At 39.1% G+C, this 19,340-nt stretch carries 14 protein-coding genes; 4 read left to right on the forward strand and 10 right to left on the reverse strand.

Annotated elements, in window-relative coordinates; translation table 11 throughout:
* Positions 1 to 120: 120 nt before the first annotated feature.
* Positions 121 to 1,056, forward strand: coding sequence for an SMP-30/gluconolactonase/LRE family protein (locus BP74_RS09185; protein ID WP_496373314.1), 936 nt, complete (start codon positions 121 to 123; stop codon positions 1,054 to 1,056).
* A gap of 5 nt (positions 1,057 to 1,061) precedes the next feature.
* Here BP74_RS09185 and BP74_RS09190 read toward each other — a convergent pair whose 3' ends face one another.
* The 5 genes from BP74_RS09190 to BP74_RS09210 form a co-directional block, all read right to left on the reverse strand.
* The gene (locus BP74_RS09190) at positions 1,062 to 1,604 is read right to left on the reverse strand and encodes a TlpA family protein disulfide reductase (RefSeq protein WP_496373316.1); all 543 of its coding nucleotides are present in this window, start codon (positions 1,602 to 1,604) and stop codon (positions 1,062 to 1,064) included.
* A gap of 94 nt (positions 1,605 to 1,698) precedes the next feature.
* Positions 1,699 to 3,390, reverse strand: coding sequence for a bifunctional metallophosphatase/5'-nucleotidase (locus tag BP74_RS09195; RefSeq protein ID WP_496373318.1), 1,692 nt, complete (start codon positions 3,388 to 3,390; stop codon positions 1,699 to 1,701).
* Positions 3,391 to 3,877: 487 nt separating this feature from the next.
* Complete coding sequence (locus BP74_RS09200; protein WP_496373320.1) at positions 3,878 to 5,293, reverse strand: MBL fold metallo-hydrolase; 1,416 nt, start codon at positions 5,291 to 5,293, stop codon at positions 3,878 to 3,880.
* A gap of 76 nt (positions 5,294 to 5,369) precedes the next feature.
* Entirely contained in the window at positions 5,370 to 6,170 is an 801-nt protein-coding gene (locus BP74_RS09205) for a sulfite exporter TauE/SafE family protein (protein ID WP_496373322.1), read from the reverse strand.
* Positions 6,171 to 6,225: 55 nt separating this feature from the next.
* Complete coding sequence (locus BP74_RS09210; RefSeq protein WP_496373324.1) at positions 6,226 to 6,873, reverse strand: Crp/Fnr family transcriptional regulator; 648 nt, start codon at positions 6,871 to 6,873, stop codon at positions 6,226 to 6,228.
* A 209-nt stretch (positions 6,874 to 7,082) separates the two neighbouring features.
* On the opposite strand from BP74_RS09210, the gene BP74_RS09215 reads away from it, so the two are divergent.
* The gene (locus BP74_RS09215) at positions 7,083 to 7,901 is read left to right on the forward strand and encodes a sulfite exporter TauE/SafE family protein (RefSeq protein ID WP_496373326.1); all 819 of its coding nucleotides are present in this window, start codon (positions 7,083 to 7,085) and stop codon (positions 7,899 to 7,901) included.
* Positions 7,902 to 7,937: 36 nt separating this feature from the next.
* Here the strand turns inward: BP74_RS09215 and BP74_RS09220 are convergent, their stop codons facing one another.
* Complete coding sequence (locus BP74_RS09220; protein ID WP_496373328.1) at positions 7,938 to 10,106, reverse strand: cation:proton antiporter; 2,169 nt, start codon at positions 10,104 to 10,106, stop codon at positions 7,938 to 7,940.
* Between the two features lie 18 nt (positions 10,107 to 10,124).
* Positions 10,125 to 10,691: a hypothetical protein gene (locus BP74_RS09225; RefSeq protein WP_496373330.1), complete on the reverse strand. Its 567-nt coding sequence runs from the start codon at positions 10,689 to 10,691 to the stop codon at positions 10,125 to 10,127.
* A gap of 277 nt (positions 10,692 to 10,968) precedes the next feature.
* Here BP74_RS09225 and BP74_RS09230 point away from each other — a divergent pair, with 277 nt between their 5' ends.
* On the forward strand, positions 10,969 to 11,439 hold the full coding sequence (locus tag BP74_RS09230; RefSeq protein WP_496373332.1) for an Lrp/AsnC family transcriptional regulator: 471 nt from the start codon (positions 10,969 to 10,971) through the stop codon (positions 11,437 to 11,439).
* Between the two features lie 3 nt (positions 11,440 to 11,442).
* On the forward strand, positions 11,443 to 12,441 hold the full coding sequence (locus BP74_RS09235; protein WP_496373334.1) for an EamA family transporter: 999 nt from the start codon (positions 11,443 to 11,445) through the stop codon (positions 12,439 to 12,441).
* 102 nt (positions 12,442 to 12,543) lie between these two features.
* Here BP74_RS09235 and ppsA read toward each other — a convergent pair whose 3' ends face one another.
* From ppsA to dinB, 3 genes are all read right to left on the reverse strand, one after another.
* A complete protein-coding gene (gene ppsA / locus BP74_RS09240) occupies positions 12,544 to 15,003 on the reverse strand; it encodes a phosphoenolpyruvate synthase (protein ID WP_496373336.1) in 2,460 nt (819 codons plus the stop codon).
* A gap of 326 nt (positions 15,004 to 15,329) precedes the next feature.
* Positions 15,330 to 18,032 (reverse strand): alpha-L-rhamnosidase-related protein, encoded by a 2,703-nt coding sequence (locus BP74_RS09245; RefSeq protein ID WP_496373338.1) that lies wholly within the window; start codon positions 18,030 to 18,032, stop codon positions 15,330 to 15,332.
* Between the two features lie 74 nt (positions 18,033 to 18,106).
* Positions 18,107 to 19,210, reverse strand: a complete 1,104-nt coding sequence (gene dinB / locus BP74_RS09250) for a DNA polymerase IV (RefSeq protein WP_496373340.1) — start codon at positions 19,208 to 19,210, stop codon at positions 18,107 to 18,109.
* Between the last annotated feature and the right edge of the window lie 130 nt (positions 19,211 to 19,340).

Here is a 19,340-nt window from a genome sequence, read left to right on the forward strand (position 1 = left end):
GGTAATGAATAAAATGATCAATGGTGATCAAAAAGCACAGAATAGCTTTGGTGAGGGGAAGATTTAATCCTAATATACTACATTTAATCTACAACTGGTTATAGTTTCAAATCAGACTAAATGATCAATTCAATACATGCCTTACATATAATTATCATTCTAACCTTATTTTTCACCAATAAGGTTTATGGTTATCAAAAAAATGATAGTTTATATATTGACATTGTTGATACTTCTATAATGTTTACTGGATCGAAACCAAAACTGGTATCAAGGCAATTTGCTTTCACTGAAGGACCGGCCAGGGATAAATATGGCAATATTTTTTTCACTGATCAGCCTAATAATAAAATCTGGAAGTATGATACTTCCGGAAACCTCTCCACATTTATGGATAAGGCAGGCAGATCAAATGGATTATATTCTGACAAAAATGGAAACCTGATTGCGTGCGCGGACCTGTTCAATCAACTATGGTCTATTGATTGTCGGGGTAAGGTTAAAATATTGGCCAGCCAGTTTAAAGGCAGGCATCTGAATGGGCCTAATGACGTATGGGTGCATCCTGGTGGTAATATATATTTTACGGATCCATTATACCCACGTGATTATTGGAAAAACAAAGCTCCCCGGACATCACCTGAATATGTATACCTTTTGCATCCGGGTAATAAGATCATAATTCCAGTCATTAAATCACTGAAAAAACCTAACGGCATTATTGGCACCCCTGATGGAAGATCTCTTTTCGTTTCTGATATCAAAGAAGGTAAGATTTATAAATACCTGATCCGGAAGAATGGAACGCTATCCGGTGCTCAACTCTTCACACAGGCAGTTGCAGATGGTATGACAATCGATGATAAAGAGAATATATACCTGGCTGGAAATGGAGTAACTGTATTTAACAGGGCTGGATATAAAATTGCTCATATTATTCTGCCTGAAGACTGGACCGCCAATGTAACTTTTGGAGGAAAAGATAATCACATCCTTTTCATTACTGCATCCAGGGGTATTTATATATTACAAATGAAAGTGAAAGGAGCTCAATAGAAAATTCATTTCAACATGTCTCTGAAATGTGAAGTATTATAATCAGCCGATCCTTCAATCGCCTGGATCAAATTGCCGGATTCATCAAAAATAAAACTGGCAGGAATACTTTGGACATTGAACATGCCAGGAAGGCTTCGTTGTGGATAATAAATGGGCAGTTTCAACTTCTTTTTGGAAACGTACTTCTTTGCTTTTTCAAAATTATCATCAAGGGATACCATAACGAAAGCTACCTTATTGGAATCTGAGGATTTGTATAGCTTTTCAATAGAAGGCATTTCGGCACGACAAGGAGGGCACCAACTCGCCCACATATTCACAAACAGCTTTTTGCCTTTAAAATTCTTCAAATTGACTGGATTACCATTCACATCCAGCAATTCAAATTCTGGAATTACTGCTTTTACAGCGCTTGCAGTATTGTTTTCAGTATTGGATTGTTCAATTCTTGAAAGACTGCCAACCTTATTCGCAGAATTTTCTCCGCAGGCCATCAATGCAACTATTACAAACACAGTTACCATTATCCTTATTCTTTGAATCATAGTATTGCTTTCATTTTAATTTATTACAAGCAGGTAGAGCAAATGCAACTTAAGTAAACAATTCAATTCATCAGAATGTTTTGATCTGATTTAACTAACTGAAATGATAATCCACTCCGATTACCTGGGTCAACAAATGCTGAGGAGCATCCAGGATCACTGCATTCATTTCGGGTAAAGGGCAAACAGGAGAGTTCATTTTCAGGTAATCTCTGATGACAGTATGAAGACTATAAGCGGTATTCTGTGCTTCTGATACGTTCGTCATCCTGCAAAGCATATCTGGCGGATCTCCTTCCCGCTCGCAGGCACAAACCGTGTAATATCTGGAATTATCAACAGGTTCACCATTTATCATTACAGACTGAATTCTTTTTCCTGTCTCTTCAAAGCCCTTAAATTCTACTTTCATGCCCTTGAACTTGACCATCCATCCTCCTATTCGCTGCGATGCATCCGAAGCAAAGACATTGTTTAATTCTCTTTCCAGCCAATCAATTAATTGGTTTCCGGAAACCTTACCTGTACGTACCCGGGCATCCACCGGCAACATATCATATAGGTATCCTTCCGTTATAGGGATATTGCCGCTGCTATCTCTGGTATTTGATGGCGGACAAAACCGGAAACCATTGGATAAAACTATATCTGTTTGCACTTTCCATTTCAACGCATCGATAATAAGGGTATCAATAGTATTCTCAACTACAAAATACCTGTATAATGGCACTTTGCTATAGCCTATAACCTGGTTCATTTTTCTATTATAGGGCAGTTCATTATGGAGAATGATTGATTCAACTGTTTTATCAGGAATATAGTTATTAGAATTTATTTCAATCAATGAGTAATGCTCCCTAATGATTTTTCCATTTTCAACTACCAGATCCAATTTGCCAACAAAGGAACCAAAAGCGCCCGGCTCAACCACTTTAGCATACTTCCCAATAATCGGCTTCCGTACCCTTTCATGTGTATCTCCTCCAAAAATGTAATCCACGCCCTTGCACTCCCTTGAATTAGACAAAGCTATCTGTTGTGACAACCCAAGATGTGACAGGAGAATAACCATATTACATTGTTCCTGTTCTCGCAGTACAGAAATATAATGCTCAAGGTTTTCTTCAGGCCTGGTATAAATAATCCCCCTACTATATGCCGGTGATTGCCTGATGGGGACCAGCGGATCAGTGTATCCAACAAATCCAATTTTGATGCCCGCTACAGACCACGTATAATAAGGCGGAAATATCAACTCTCCTCGCCTGCCTTCCCCAAGGTCATGGTACATATTCGCACATATCTTGGGAGCTGATAAGCCACCCAGGAGCTTTTGCATAGCTTCTTTATAATAAACAACTTCCCAGTTGCCGGGAAGATAAAGATCATAGCCTATTGCATTCAACACAGGCTGAATTGCTTTTCCTGTAGTTTCTACACTCAATTGACTACCCTGGAACATATCGCCTGTATCAATAATGAAAGTATTGGGATTATCCTGGCGCATTTGCCTGAAAAAAGTTGCCAGGTGCGCATATCCTCCAGCTTTCCTGAATACCATTTGATTATTTTCCCAAAACATTTCATCATGGGAGTGCAATTGGCAATGAATATCTGTAGTTTGAAGAATGGTTAGTTTTTGTTGTCCCTCATTCAAATCTTCAAGTGGTTGAGTAGGTAAATCATCCATATCCATAAGCACATAACCGGAAAAAGGATTGGTTAAGCCCAAACCCGCCAATGTGGAATAGCGTAAAAAATTTCTCCTTGTAGTACCATTGTCCATGAAGGGAGTTAATTGATTTAAAGTACAAACCTATTACAGAAGCCCAAAAAAAGTTTTAATCAGGTTTATCCTGCTTCCCTGCCTTTGAAATCTTTTGCTGTTGAAATAATCCAGTTAATAAGGCACCCATTATGCCAAAATACACAGAGCTTCTTAAAGGGTTTGATGTAATGGCACAGGTACCTGACAAACAACCTATATATTTCCAATATAGGAAGCCCGCAACAGCGCCTAGCAGAAATCCTATTAAATAAAGTTTATACTGAGCTATTTGACCTTTCATTATTCAATTTATTTAACGGTTGACCATTAATAATTTTAACTGATAGTGCAAGCCTGAACACTCAATAGCTTTTATTCAATTCTGACATCTATTATTACGGCGCCTTCTGAAATAAATTTTTTCATATATCTAGATGTACCTAATAATTTTCTGATTATTGATAGCATTCTATTTTTTAAATGGTATTAATTAATCTTACCTGGCTTATTTTATTGTTGTTGGGCATACATAATCTGTAAGAGGTATAGAAGTGTTTTCTTTGATCGCCTTGAAACCACCTTTAATATCAATAAGATTGGTGTATCCCCTTGCTCTTAATATTGAATTAAAAATCATTGAGCGATAACCACCCGCACAATGAACAAAATAAGGCTGCTCTTTATTAATAGCAGTCAAATGTTCATTTATGTTATCCAAAGGCATATTCTTTGCATTCTCAAGGTGCTCACTCATATATTCTCCTGGTTTGCGTACATCTATTATTTTTTGTGGGCCAGATTTTAAAATTTCTTCCAGTTCATTAGCAGATACGGACCTGATTGTATCAATTTCTTTCCCCGAAGTCTTCCATGCATTGAAGCCACCTTTTAAAAACCCAATGGTTTGGTCATATCCTACCCTTGCCAATCTTGTAATCACTTCTTCCTCTCTTGACTCCTCAGTAACCAATAATATTTCCTGATTAATATCTGGTATCAGGGCCCCCACCCAGGGTGCAAAATTTCCATCAATGCCAATATTTATTGAATTGGGAATAAAACCTTTGGCAAATTCCTCTGGATCTCTTGTATCAAGTACCAGAGCCTGTGATTCATTGGCTGCAGTTTCAAAAGCTTCGGGGCTTAAAGCATGTTGCCCGCGCTTCATCACAGCTTCAATATTTTCATATCCTTCTTTATTGAGCATTACATTCAAAGGGAAATATGCTGGCGGCGAAGCCAATCCTTCGGTAACTTCTTTTATAAATTCCTCTCTCGTCATATCTGGCCTTAAAGCATAGTTGGTAAGCTTTTGGTGTCCTAAAGTATCGGAGGTTTCTTTGCTCATGTTTTTTCCGCAGGCACTCCCTGCACCATGGGCAGGGTAAACGATGATATCATCTGCCAAAGGGATGATCCTGGTTCTTAACGAATCATACAATATACCTGCGAGTTCATCTTGTGACATATGTGCTGCTTTTTGAGCAAGGTCAGGCCTTCCTACATCACCAATGAATAAAGTATCCCCCGAGAAAAGTGCAACATCCTTTCCGTTTTCATCTTTTAATAAATAACATGTGCTTTCCATAGTATGCCCCGGTGTATGAAGCACTTTAATGCTAACCTTGCCTATTCTGAATTCCTCATGATCTTTTGCGATGTAGGCACTAAATGAAGGATTAGCTTCAGGACCATATACAATAGTTGCTCCTGTAGCCCTGGCAAGGTCAATATGACCGGATACAAAATCAGCATGGAAATGCGTTTCAAAGACATATTTTATAGTTGCATTATTGATCCTAGCTTTTTCAATATATGGGGAGACTTCTCTCAGAGGATCTATGACAACAGCTTCATTTTCGCTCTGGATGTAATACGCTCCCTGAGCCAGGCAACCAGTATAAATTTGTTCAATCTTCATTGCTAAACAATTATTGAGTAAACTTCCGTAAGAATTACTTGAAACATCGTGACAGTGGTCACGGTCTTACAGGGTACTATTTTAATAACGTTTCTTTTAAAATAATATATATTCCCATTACCAGGACAAACCACCCAAATCCTTTTCTTAACTTTTCTCCCTGGATCTTTTTACCCAATATCCCCCCAATAAATATTCCTCCTATTGCAATCAACGTGATTTTCAATAAAAAAAACCAATCCATCATAAAATGTCCAATATCACCGGTGAAACCGATTAGTGAATTCAAAGCAATGATGAGCAAGGATGTGCCAATAGCTTTTTTCATTGGAAGTTTGAGCAATAAAACCAGGGTTGGAATTAATAAAAAGCCTCCTCCCGCCCCCAATATGCCTGTAACGAGACCTATGGAAATACCATACAATAAAAGTTTGGTAAGGTTTGATCCATGTTCCATATTCTTACCTGATTCCTGTTGGGGCATCTCCCTGCTTATCATGGCCACAGCTGCTATCACCATAAGTATAGCAAAAAGAACCATGGTTAAAACCGATTGTGTGATTGTAAAATTTCCAATGGTGAAAAGATCATGGGGTATGGCAGGAATTATAAATTTCCGTGTTATAAAAACAGTAACTATTGATGCTGAACCAAATAAAAAGGCTGTTTTTATATTTACCATGCCCTTCCTGAAATTGTTAAACGCGCCAACAAGGCTTGTAGACCCTACAACAAATAAGGAGTAAGAAGTTGCTAACATAGGCTGTACGCCAAACAAATAAACCAGCACCGGCACGGTCAATATAGAACCTCCTCCACCAATAAGTCCAAGGGAAATTCCGATCAACGCTGCTGCCAAATAGCCAACTACCTCCATGTATTCAATTTTATGCAAAGCTTGATAGCCGGAGCTGTTTTATTCGTGACAGAGGTCACGACAATGCTTTTTGTAAATCAATGATCTCTATTTGAGAACGGTGTAATTGAACTATGCCTTTTTCTGAAAGCTTTTTCATTAACCTGGATATGACTTCCCTTGAAGAATTAAGATCTTGTGCAATTTCTGTAAAGGATATAGAAACAATGTTGGTGTGGAATTTTTCCTGGTGACGCTTAAGGTAAAAGATCAATCGTTCATCCATATTTCTAAATGCAATATGATCGATCGTTTCCAGTAATTCTTCAAATCTTTCGCGATAGGTACTTAAAGCAAATTGCGCCCAACCTTTATATTTTCCCATCCATTCATCTACATACTGAACAGGTACACTTAATACAGTTGCCTTCGTAATGGCTTTGGCCATAAGACCGCTTGTTTCTCTGCCCAATGCACATACCAGTGAAACTGCACAAGCCTTTCCGGCATCCAGGTAGTACATAAAGAATTCATTCCCCTGCTCATCTTCGCGATAGATCTTTACCATCCCATCTAATACCAGCATGGCTGAACGGATATTCTGACCCGTCCGGATCAAAAGCTCACCTTCATGGAACACTTTTACATCTGCCACCTGAACCAACTCCCCGATTAACTCCGGTTCCAGGGAAGGATACTGCTTGGCTATTTCCTGTTCTGTCATAAAAATTGAAGTAAAGCGTTAGAGTTCAATTTAAGCAAAAAGCCCAACACGGGGTCAAAGAAACAACCCTGGCATTTTATATTCAATATTATTTCTCCGGACTTTGTTACCATAAATTGATTGATGATCTGAGCCAGTCTGATATCTTTTCAATAACTCTTGACTTATAAAAAGCAAACTATCTATTTTTGACCAAATAGATTGGTTATATGGATTTTACACACCTGGCCTTGATGGCTGGATTAGGATTACTGGTAGGATTTATAGGAACATTGATAGGTGCCGGTGGAGGCTTTATATTAGTACCGATCTTATTGATTCTTTATCCCAACTTTAAACCAGAAGTAATTACAAGCATTTCCCTTGGAGTAGTGTTCCTAAATGCCAGTTCAGGATCTATTGCCTATGCCAGGATGAAGCGAATTGATTATAAATCAGCCATTACTTTCGCTCTTGCTACCTTGCCCGGCTCCGTTATTGGCGCCTTTCTTACTAGCTATATTCCGAGAAATACTTTTGACCTGATACTTGGTATATTATTACTGATCATTTCCATTTTCCTGTTAATCAAGCCTGAACAGGGTGCGTTTGCCGGTAAAAATTTAAATGAAAATCATGTGCACAGGGAGCTAACGGATAATAGTGGCCAGCATTACTCCTATTCATTCAACATATGGACCGGAATTATTCTTAGCTTTTTTGTGGGCTTTCTTTCCAGCCTTTTAGGCATAGGAGGAGGAATAATTCATGTTCCTGCTCTTACTTCATTACTAAACTTTCCCATTCATATAGCTACAGCTACTTCACACCTTATATTAGCCATCATGGCCTTATCAGGAACAATAGTGCATATATACCAGGGAAATTTTAAAGGAGGAGGCTGGAAAACTGCTTTGGCTATAGCTCCGGGTATAATTTTAGGGGCGCAATTAGGCGCTTATTATTCACATAAAATTAAGGCAGTGTGGATAGTACGATCTTTAGCTTTTGCACTACTGCTTGTTGGGGTTAGATTGATTTTAATGTAAAGACTGGAGAAAAGAATTACATGCGTTTTATTTGAATTATTCCCTGGTTTTTTTCTTACCAAATAATCGTGTCAAATAATTTCCTGCTTTATTTACCACTTTTGCTTCTGCAATTCTTTCTGCAAGCGTACTATCAAAATATTGTACATCGTCCATTTTTATCCCTTTTTCTACCTGCTGGGGATAGAGCATGATAAAACTATTGGCAGTAAAGTAATTGGAAAGATAATAAGGCAATTTTTCCAGTTGATGCTGGTAAGACACCTGGCCTTTGCGGGATGAAACTATCACCAACAGGTCATTTTTTTTAACCTCCCTGGTAAAAATCAGGAAGTCATCCCAGTTCCAGAATTGGTTAAATGTCATTTTTCCCTCTGAAACCTGGTCCTTCTGAAGATCCTGCAATTCAAGCAAGGTTTCCTTCCCGGCAAAGAAATCAATACTTAAACCGGCTTCTTTTGCAATAGTATAAAGTTTGCTAAACCAATGACAGAAACCAGGCTCGAATTCAGCCTTTGGCGTAACAGCAACTACCATCCTTTTGATAGTATTCAAAGGTTGAACTGATTTATATATAAATACAGTTTCTGCGGTGTGCCTTAATATCTGTTCAGCTGTCGGGCCCAAAAAATTATGTTGATTAGCCTGTTGATGAAGGCCAATCAACAGGTCGCTGATATTCTGTTCCTTTAAGGTATATATTATGCCATTGCTAATGTTGATATCAAACCTTGTAATCGGTATTATCGATTGCTCTGTAGCTGCAGCATGACTGACAGCCTTTTCCATCATTTTCCTGCCAACAGATGCAGTCTTATTGCTCTCCGCACTATCCGTAATAACATTTAAAGCATACACAGGAATAAGACTTTTTTTAGGCCTTAGCATTAGTCCTATGTCAATCAGTTCTGTTACTGTTTCCGGATACGCCAGGCATATAAGAATTTTCTCTTCACTAGCATTATCTGAAGCTTTATTTTCGTCTTCCAGTGCCAGTACCCGGGCAGATTTCTCAACTACAAATGAACTTATAGCGCAGCTGATTAATATTAATAAAATTGTACCATTCAGTACATCTTCATTTAACAGCCTTATTGGTTCTCCGGTTACGGTCTCCCCAATAATGATATTATATCCAACTAAAATGATCGCAAGAGTGGCGGCAGCATGAGAGCTACTTAATCCGAAAATTATTTTACCCTCATCATCGGTTAGCCTGAACACTTTTTGTGTTATGCGTGCCGCCAGGTATTTTGTAGCCACTGCAATGACTACTATAACGGCCGCCACTTTTAAAGCCCCAAATCCTTTAACAAGGACAGTTATATCTACCAGCATTCCAACATTGATCAAAAAGAAAGGAATAAACAGGGCATTCCCCACAAAATCTATACGATTCATCAAAGGCGAAGAATTAGGTACAAAGCGATTTAAAATCAGCCCGGAAAAAAAAGCCCCGATAATAGCCTCCAACCCTGCCGCCTCCGCAAGGAAGGCAGACAAAAAAACAATTGCCAGGACAAATATATATTGGGAAACAGCATCATCAAATCGTTTAAAAAACGCCCTAATGATCAAAGGGAAAACAAAAAAAACTATTCCAACAAAGAGCACTGAAGACAAACCAAGCGTGATCCAAAAAGAAGATGAAACTTCTTCTTTTGAAACCCCCGCCACTGCAGCTAAAATCAAAAGGGCAAGAATGTCAGTGATCATAGTTCCACCGATCGTGAGCGTAACAGCCTTATTATGTGTAATTCCATAACGACTGGCAATTGGATAAGAAACCAAGGTGTGGGTAGAAAACATACTCGCCAGCAGTAAAGATGAGAGTATTGGATATCCAAGAATGTAATAACTGGCCAGGGTTCCAAAAACGAGGGGTAGAATAAAAGTTGTTAAGCCAAAAAAGATGATTTTCCCCTTGTTTTTTTTGAATTCTGACAAATCAATTTCCAAACCTGCCAGGAACATGATATAAAGAAGTCCGACTGTTCCAAATAATACTATACTGCTATCCCTTCTTAATAAGTTTAAACCATAGGGACCAATGATAACTCCTGAAATTATCAACCCTATAATGTGTGGCACTTTGATTTTATTCAAGGCAATTGGTGCAAAAAGAATAATAAAAAGCACCAGTGAGAAAATTACCACAGGATTATTTAAAGGCAACGTGAAGTCCAGGTTCTTCAGTAAATACATATCACTACTTCTTAATCGTTATTGTTTCTCTAATTTCAGATCATAAACAACTTTACAACCACTATTTCTTTCAATTTCCCTTTTTCCTTCCATGTTGAAATTGTCTGCCAATTGCAATGTCACGGACATTTTTGTTCCATTAGCAGTCTCGTCACCCTGGCTTTCTTCCAATTCAATACTGTTACCTGATATGGTTCCTGCATAAACCCTTACCAATTTGTCACTGGCCAATGCATTGATGATTACTTTATTAGCCTGGTAAGAAATATCCCATATTTCCGTTTTTGTATCGCCTACTGCTGAACCAGGGCAGCTGGCTAAAGTGCAGGTCATTTTAACAGCCCATTTTCCAAAGATCACCGGATTGAAATTTCTTAAGGAATCTGTTGTAAGGGCGTCCAACTTTTGTTCTCTTTTTGATAGTTCCTGCTCTTTGATCCAGAGGGTCTTTTCCTTCAACCTAAGCCTCTGTTCTTTTTCGTTTAAACGTATCTCCCGTTCATTTAATTCTCTTTTCTTTTGTTGCAGGTCGCATCCGGAGATGGTTACAAACAAAAAAAATAAAAGTATTGAGGTCCATTTCATATTACAATTCCTTTAAACTGTTGTAGTACAATTAAATGAATATAAAGTTACCTCAAGTGTATGGCTTGAGATATGCACCGTTTTATTCTAATTGGCTTTTAATGAATGGAACTATATGTTGTATATAAAAATTTTATTCTGTAATTACGAATAATGTCCCGCAACTTCTATTGTTTATAATAATAAACAACCGCATGCACAGAATTTTATTCCGTATATATAATTATTTAGAGAATATAGTTCACCAAAAATGTAATTTTATAGAAACAAATATTTTATGGAGCATACCCTGGATGATATAGATCTTGAAATTCTGGACCTGATGCAAAACAATGGCAGAATTACGAATGCAGATATGGCCAGGCAACTGAATCTTGCTCCTTCTGCTGTTTTAGAAAGGGTGAAAAAACTGGAACAAAAAAATGTCATCAACAATTACAGTGCACATATCAATGCCTCTGCGATAGGACAGAAACTATTGGCTTTTATATTCATTCGTTCGTCTGAAGGTTTTACCTGTAGTACAAAAACGGCACAAGCCCTTTCTAAGGTTCCCGAGATCCAGGAAGTGCATCACATTGCAGGTGAGGATTGTTTCCTCGTGAAGGTTCGTACTGCAGATGCTGCTTCGTTGATGCACCTGATGAGAAATTCACTGCAGAAAATACCAAATATAGCTTCCACAAAAACTGTAATTGTTTTAGAAACTGTAAAAGAGAATCAAAAACTGGTCATTCCTAAAAATTGATCTATGAAACCAAATACCAACGCACAGACTTCCACTATCATGGTTATTCTTGCCTTTACTACAGTATATATTGTTTGGGGATCCACATATTTTTTTATTCAGAAAGCTATACAGGATATTCCTGCTTTGCTATTAGGCGCGCTTCGTTTCCTTGCTGCCGGTCTTTTAATGATGACCTGGTGCATTATCAAAGGGGAACAACTTTGGAACTGGGAACAAATTAAACCTGCGGCCATAAGTGGTTTATTGCTTCTTTTTGTGGGCAACGGAGCTGTTATCTGGGCTGAAAAAACACTAGCCAGCTCATTAGTGGCTGTATTGGTATCTGCCGCGCCATTATGGTTTGTATTATTAGATAAACCCAAATGGAAAGAAAACCTGACCAATCGGAAAACTATTCTTGGCCTGATCATTGGATTTATCGGTGTTATTCTATTATTCAGTGAAGAAACTTCACAAGCTTTTTCAGCAACGGGTAATCGAAACCAGGTTTTTGGCCTCATCATACTTATTATTGGTTCCATAAGTTGGTCCGGTGGTTCATTGTATGCAAAATATCACTCCAGGGGTTCTGCAATTGTTAACAGCACCTGGCAGATGCTGGCGGCAGGACTGGCTTTTCTCCCAGCGCTTTTCTTAGATAACGAATGGCCCGCCTTTCATTGGAATTCAGTAAGCACAGGTGCATGGCTTTCTATACTTTACCTGATATTTATGGGATCTCTGGCAGCTTATAGCGCTTATGTATGGCTGTTGAAAGTAAGGCCTGCAACCCAGGTAAGTACCTATGCTTATGTAAACCCGGTTGTTGCTGTTATCCTTGGAGTTCTGTTTGCTGGCGAGCACATGACCCTTATCCAGGTTTGCGGTTTGGCAATTATTCTTACCAGTGTACTATTGATCAACCTGTCAAAATCAAATACAAAATCCCTTGTGCCTGATTTGGAAAAATCAACATCAGCAAAAGTTCAATCACCACGCATAAAAATTTTAAGCAAATAGTAAGACAGAAGCAGGTTGCCAGAGGCATGTATTATACCAAGTAGAAAGAGGCTGTTCACCGTTTTTCATGCCGGCAAACAGCCTCTTTTTTTTACTTAGCTTTTAACTGATCAATTCTTCAGATGAAGAAATCAATTCTTTTCTTTTGGTTGTTTGCTGTTCAATAGCATGAATAGCTTTCATGGTCTTAATTACTGAATCAGGAGTTACGGAAATAGAATCTATTCCCATTTCAACAAGGAATTGTGCAAAATCAGGATGATCAGAAGGTCCCTGGCCACAGATACCCACCTTGACACCACATTCCTGTGCAGTAATAATCAATTGAGAAAGCATGGATTTAACTGCCCTGTTTCTTTCATCATATAAATGAGCAACCAATGCGGAATCCCTGTCCAGCCCCAGGGTTAATTGGGTAAGGTCATTGGATCCTATTGAAAATCCATCAATATGAGCGGCGAACTCTTTTGCAAGGATAATATTAGATGGAATTTCTGCCATAAGATAGAGCTCAAGCCCATCATTTCCCGGAACAAGGTCATATTCAGCCATCACTTCCTTCACTTTTATCAATTCTTCTACCGTGCGGCAAAAAGGTATCATCACTACTATGTTTGTCAAACCCATTTCTTCCCTCGCCTTTTTGATAGCCTTACATTCCAATCCAAATGCTGCTTTGTACTTATCCGAATAATACCGGCTTGCTCCTCTCCATCCTATCATAGGATTTTCTTCCTGTGGCTCAAAATATTTTCCTCCCAAAAGATTATAATATTCATTTGACTTAAAATCAGAAAAGCGAACGATCACTTTATTGGGATAAAATGCCCCTGCTATCTTGGCAATGCCAAAAGACAGGTTGGAAATAAAGAAATCTTCCTCGTCTTCAAAACCCCGTATCCTGGTTTTTATCGTTTGCGAAAGTTCCTTATCGTTAAGCTCATGGTGCTTTAATAAGGCTAAGGGGTGAATGCCTATATAATTATTAATTATAAACTCCTCCCTGGCCAGTCCCACACCTTTATTAGGAATATGAGAAAAACGAAAGGCCAGTGAGGGAGAGGCAACATTGAGCATCAGTTGTGTTTTTACCTGGGGAAGGTCAGTGAGCCTTGTCTCAATAACATCGTAGGGCACCTTTCCCTCGTACACCATACCAACATCGCCTTCTGCACATGAAATGGTAACTTCATCTTCATCATTTAAAATACTGGTAGCATTCCCGCAACCAACAATAGCTGGAACTCCCATTTCCCTTGCCACGATTGCTGCATGGCAGGTTCTGCCACCTTTATTTGTTACTATAGCTGAAGCCTTTTTCATGATAGGCTCCCAATCAGGATCTGTCATATCTGTCACCAGTACATCGCCTTCCTTAAACTCTTCCCCTTCCATCACTCTTTTATCAAGTGAATACATGATTCTGACCTTACCTGACGCGATCTTATCTCCAACGGCAATACCCCTTACCAAAACTGGTGCAGTATTATTATGCATCACAAACTCAGTAAGAGTATCATGATTTTTCCTTGAATGAATGGTTTCGGGCCTGGCCTGGACAATAAACAATTGCCCGGATAAACCATCCAGGGCCCATTCAATATCCATCGGACACCAATGCCCTTTTAATTGAGAATAATAACTTTCAATATGCAGTACCCACCTTGATAATTGAAGTATTTTTTCTTCCGTAAGGCAAAACTGTTTTTGAGCACCCTTATCAACTGGAATGATCTTCACTCTTTCATCCGGATCATCACCGTACACCATCATCTGGTCTTTTACCCCTAGTTTCTTTTCAATGATAGATGCATAACCGGTTTTTAACGTTGGTTTGAAAACAATGAATTCATCAGGAGAAACGCTTCCCTGAACTACCATTTCACCAAGGCCATAGGATCCATTAATAACAATAACATCTTTAAATCCACTTTCTGTATCAATTGAAAAGGCAACCCCACTGGCACCCAAATCACTTCTAACCATTTTCTGAATACACACAGATAACCCAATGTCAAAATGATCATACCTGAAGGTCTCCCTATAGGAAATGGCCCTGTCTGTAAATAAAGAAGCAAAACAGTTCCGCACAGAATCCATCAATGCGGCAGGTCCCCGCACATTTAAATAAGTTTCCTGTTGACCGGCAAACGAAGCATCTGGTAAATCTTCGGCTGTTGCTGAAGACCGCACAGCCACATCTGTTCCATCCTGGTCATACTTTTTTGAAAGATCATAATAAGAATCAATGATTTCCTGGCTAAGCCCGGAGGGAAAGCGGCCATTGCGTATGACATTCCGTATCTGCAACCCTGCCCTTCGCAATGATTCCACCGAAGTGTAATCAATCTGGCTTACTAAAGCCCGGATCTTTTGATCAAGGTTATTATGTCTGATGAATTCCTGGTAAGCATTTACGGTAATAACAAATCCACCAGGAATACTTACACCGAGGCTTGCGAGGTTTTGAAGCATTTCACCAAGAGAAGCATTCTTTCCGCCCACCAGGTCAATATCCTTCATACCAACCTGGTCTAGTTGGACAACGTTTTTTGTTAGCATAGAGCAATCGTTTAAATAGGTTAAGGCTGCTGGTGGAAACAGCTAAATGAGCGTAATATGGAGGCACTTGCAAAGAAGATTAACAGAGGTCACCTGCAAGGGACATTATAAGGTAAACATACGAGGTACGTTCGTCTTTAAAATATTTGAAGGGGAAATCGGGTCGCATGGTTATGGTTACAAGATATGAACCTTTTTAATTGACCGGCTTATTCTTGTACCATGTACACAATACTAAAATCATACCTCGAAACTACAATGGGCAAAACAGCATGAACCACAAAAGCCATACTTACCATTAACCTTGATCAGTAATTATTTAGCCATTATGGCATCTTCTTCCTGTTGGTTTTAATAACTCTCATCACATCTACCATAGCCTGGTTGATTTCTATATTCATATTTTCATTCCATGATTTAAAAACCAGTGTAATTGTATGTTTTCCCTTTTCCAGGAATATTGGAATGGCATTACTCCAGCCCCAATCAGACCATACTTCCTTTCCCCTTTGAGGGAAAAGGGTAGTTCCCACCTTTTTACCCTCTGCCATTAAAGTCCGGATTGCACATTTGTTTTCTGTATTGGTAGGACCATTACCGTTGGCATATTTGAAGTCTACAAGGTAGACACCATTTTCCTGGATAGTTACCGGGATGTTGAGTTCAGTATTTTTAGTTTTGCTTATCTCTACAAACCCTGCACCTGAAAATCCACTTGATGCCATTCCGGATTTTGAAACAAAATCTTCAATTTCATAGATCTTGCTATATTTTTTATCAACCACAGGGATGGGCTGGCTGGCAAAGGATTCAATTCCTTTTTTATCAACTGCAATTACCTGGTATTCTGCAAACATTCCTTCATTAACCTGGAATTGCGAAGCTGGAACAGAGGCCAGCAATTCACCATTCTTTAGTATTTTATACTGTTTTGCACCAGGTTCATTTTGCCATTGCAATTTTCCATCAGCATAGGTTACATCCGGGGCAGGCAAACTGTTGGAGTTAGCAACCTTATTAATGTCATTATGTACTGCGGCAGTTTTCTTCAGTACTATTTTTACCTGGTGCTTCCCTTCCAGGCTGGTTGGAATTTTTGGTGCCGATTGCTTGCCATCTATCATGAACTGGCTTACCTGGTCTCCATATCCCTCCATTTCAATGTCCAATACAGCTCTCCTGTATTTAAAATTATTCAGTGTTCTTTTTCCTTTAAGCACCTCCGGCACAAAGGGCTGAAAGTCAAGACCATCTTCGTTCATCCTGATTCCGAATAGAACCTTGTGTACGATACTAAGATTACCTGCAAGACTCCAGAGCATATTACTGGAATTAATCTGGGTGCCTGCAAAATCACCATTATCAGCAACAAAGTTTTCTTTATTGGTAACAAATAATGCGGCAGGCCTGTAGATGGCTGCAATGCTTTCCATCACGGCCTTTTCGTTCCCGGCTTTAGCACTCGCCCATAACCAGTAAGTCTGAACAAAGGGCCAAACAGCATTATTATGATAGGGGGGAATATTAGGTATCTGTGGATAGATACAACTGATACCAAAATCTGTAACTGGTGCACTCGAAATAATTTTCCCTTCCTTGTCAGTTCCGGCGATCCCAAATAAAACAGTTAATGCCTCTCCAAGAGCCTCGGATCTTGGAGATAGGATCATGCTATTTCTACCATACAAAAATTGCCCATAGTAATTTTTACCAGGCATCCATAGATACTGGTTGATCCCCATTTTGATCTTTTGTGCTATGGAAAAGTATTTTTCTGCTACCGGGCCTTTATGTAATTCTGTTGCCATTTTACTTAACACCATATTGGCCTGGTAATGGACAGCATTTGTTCCCAGGCATTCAGACTCCGCAATGTCCACCGGCTGCATCCATTTGGGATAGGTTTGCTCTCTCCAGTCAAGGAAGGAGGACTCTCCTTTTACCATCCCGGTCTTTTCATCATAAATGGTATTGAGATCATCATCAATAGAATTCTTTACTATCAGGTAAGCTTGTTCCAGCCAGTCCTTATCCCCTGTAGCCTTGTAAATTTCCCATGCAGCAACCGCCCAGATCATCCTGTCTGAACTCACTGGCCATGCTCCACCTGTTCCAGTATCCTGGATGATCTTTTTGGAGGATGATACTTTTCGCAACAGGCTTTTTATGGCTACCCGGGGCTGCAGGTATGCCATTGACAATATGATACTATAACTGATATCCCTTGTCCACACACCTGCCCATTCTTTACCAGTCCTGAACGTACTATCTGGCTCAACTGCATTGACCATCTCTTCCAATGCCATATTATATAACACGTCTGAAATGGGGAAACCAGAGGAATACATAGGGAATGCAGAAACATCTTTTGAAGCTTTCCATTGGCTGGCAGTACCCTTGGCTTCGCCTGGCTCATTCAGTTTTAAATCCAACTCAAAAATGCCATCACCATCCTTGTCCTGCAATTGCAATTTTGGATGATTGGCAAGATTATCAAAATCCCAGGTAAGCGGCGAAGTACTGCCTGCAACATATACTCCTTTGAAATCTTCCTTATAGATCTTATCACCATTGAATGTTGTATAATATCCTTGTGATTTAAATGCATTCATCACTTCCCGCATGTCTAACCTGATCCTGAGCGACGTATTGGGGGGCAAATAATTCTTGGCAGTAGTCGTGTCATTTAACTGCACACCAAATTTTATTAGCGGCGTTTCCGCTATGCCATTTTTGGGCATCACAACAAAATGATGGTCTACACCAGATTTCATTTCATTATCCTTACCATTAATGCTGAATTTAAAAGTAATGGCAGGGCTCTTAAATTCATTCACCGGGCTTTGATAGTCAGATACCAATTCTTTTTCTGAAATAGCCCTGGCAACAAATTTACCCTGGACAACACTATCCCTATAGATTGTATACTGATCGGTTTTCCAGACAATATTATTTTTTTGGGCAGTAACCACTTTTGATAATATTAAGATGCTCACAGTAAATAATAAACACCGGGAAAATTTTTGCATGGTAAAAAGTTAAGTGCTGATTGCTAAAGTTCAGTAAAAAAGACATAAGTGTGCCATGGAGGTTAGAACAAGATTTAAAAAAGAAAAAGCTGGCCGGAAGACTCATTGCTATTTCGTTTAGGCATATGGGAATGAAAGTTTGAAATTGTTATACCCAGTAAACGGATCTTTGCAAATTCCGGATCTGTTTTTTGAAGTAATTCCTTTGCAGCAGTGAAAATGGATACATGATCATGAATACTTTCTGGAAAGGACTTGCTGCGTGTAATGATCTTAAAATCGCTGTATTTGATCTTGACCGTTATGGTCTTTCCCCTTAAATTATTTTTGGATAATCGCCTGCATACAGTTTCAGTAATCTTATCCAGGGCTTCTTCCATTTCCTCCAGCCTGGTCAGATCATAGGGAAAAGTATCTTCTGCTCCTATTGATTTGGTTTCCTGTTCAGGCTCTACAGGCCGTTCATCTATGCCTCTTACAATTTTAAAATAAAAACCGCCTGCCTTACCAAAATGTTTTCTCAAGTCCTGTTCACTAAGCTTTTTTATGTCGGCGCCCGTATGAAGTCCCAGATTCTTCATCTTTTCTGCGGTTACTTTTCCTACTCCATAAAACTTTTCAACTGCAAGTTCTGAAACAAATTTTTCAATCCTGGAGGGTCCGATAAATGTAAGGCCATCCGGCTTATTGATATCAGAGGCTATTTTAGCAATGAACTTATTAATGGATACACCTGCAGACGCTGTCAGCTTTAACTCCTGCTTTATGGCTGCTTTAATAGCTGTTGCAATTTCAATAGCTGAACCAATGGCTTGTTTATCCATAGTCACATCCAGGTAAGCTTCATCTAAAGACAGTGGCTCTATTAAGTCTGTATATCGTTCAAATATGGCACGAACCTGCCTGGATACTTCTTTATACGCATCAAAACGTGGCTTGACAAAAATAATAGTTGGACATAACTGCAAAGCTGTTTTTGAAGGCATGGCCGATCTCACTCCAAATTTCCTGGCTTCGTAACTTGCCGTGGCCACAACTCCTCCACGTCCTTGCGGAGACCCGCCTACAGCAATGGGCTTACCCCTCAGTTCAGGATTATCCCGCTGTTCTACAGAAGCATAAAAAGCATCCATATCAATATGAATGATTTTCCTGTATATTTTAGGAGACTCTTCCACTTAATACTATTGCAGCTGTAAAATTAAAGAAGGCTTATGCAATATTAATTGCTTATGAATCCCATGTATAAATTCAAAAACGATTTCAATAAAAAGGATCTGTTAACAATAGATAAGAAAAAAATCCATC

Source organism: Flavisolibacter ginsengiterrae DSM 18136, assembly GCF_059568575.1.

Bases quoted from the DNA above. Each gene is read 5' to 3' on its own strand.
- BP74_RS09190 (WP_496373316.1), bottom strand. From the start codon at position 1,604: ATGATTCAAAGAATAAGGATAATGGTAACTGTGTTTGTAATAGTTGCA.
- BP74_RS09235 (WP_496373334.1), top strand. From the start codon at position 11,443: ATGAAACCAAATACCAACGCACAGACTTCCACTATCATGGTTATTCTT.
- BP74_RS09230 (WP_496373332.1), top strand. From the start codon at position 10,969: ATGGAGCATACCCTGGATGATATAGATCTTGAAATTCTGGACCTGATG.
- BP74_RS09210 (WP_496373324.1), bottom strand. From the start codon at position 6,873: ATGACAGAACAGGAAATAGCCAAGCAGTATCCTTCCCTGGAACCGGAG.
- BP74_RS09205 (WP_496373322.1), bottom strand. From the start codon at position 6,170: ATGGAGGTAGTTGGCTATTTGGCAGCAGCGTTGATCGGAATTTCCCTT.
- BP74_RS09215 (WP_496373326.1), top strand. From the start codon at position 7,083: ATGGATTTTACACACCTGGCCTTGATGGCTGGATTAGGATTACTGGTA.
- BP74_RS09185 (WP_496373314.1), top strand. From the start codon at position 121: ATGATCAATTCAATACATGCCTTACATATAATTATCATTCTAACCTTA.
- BP74_RS09220 (WP_496373328.1), bottom strand. From the start codon at position 10,106: ATGTATTTACTGAAGAACCTGGACTTCACGTTGCCTTTAAATAATCCT.
- BP74_RS09245 (WP_496373338.1), bottom strand. From the start codon at position 18,032: ATGCAAAAATTTTCCCGGTGTTTATTATTTACTGTGAGCATCTTAATA.
- ppsA (WP_496373336.1), bottom strand. From the start codon at position 15,003: ATGCTAACAAAAAACGTTGTCCAACTAGACCAGGTTGGTATGAAGGAT.
- BP74_RS09225 (WP_496373330.1), bottom strand. From the start codon at position 10,691: ATGAAATGGACCTCAATACTTTTATTTTTTTTGTTTGTAACCATCTCC.
- BP74_RS09195 (WP_496373318.1), bottom strand. From the start codon at position 3,390: ATGGACAATGGTACTACAAGGAGAAATTTTTTACGCTATTCCACATTG.
- BP74_RS09200 (WP_496373320.1), bottom strand. From the start codon at position 5,293: ATGAAGATTGAACAAATTTATACTGGTTGCCTGGCTCAGGGAGCGTAT.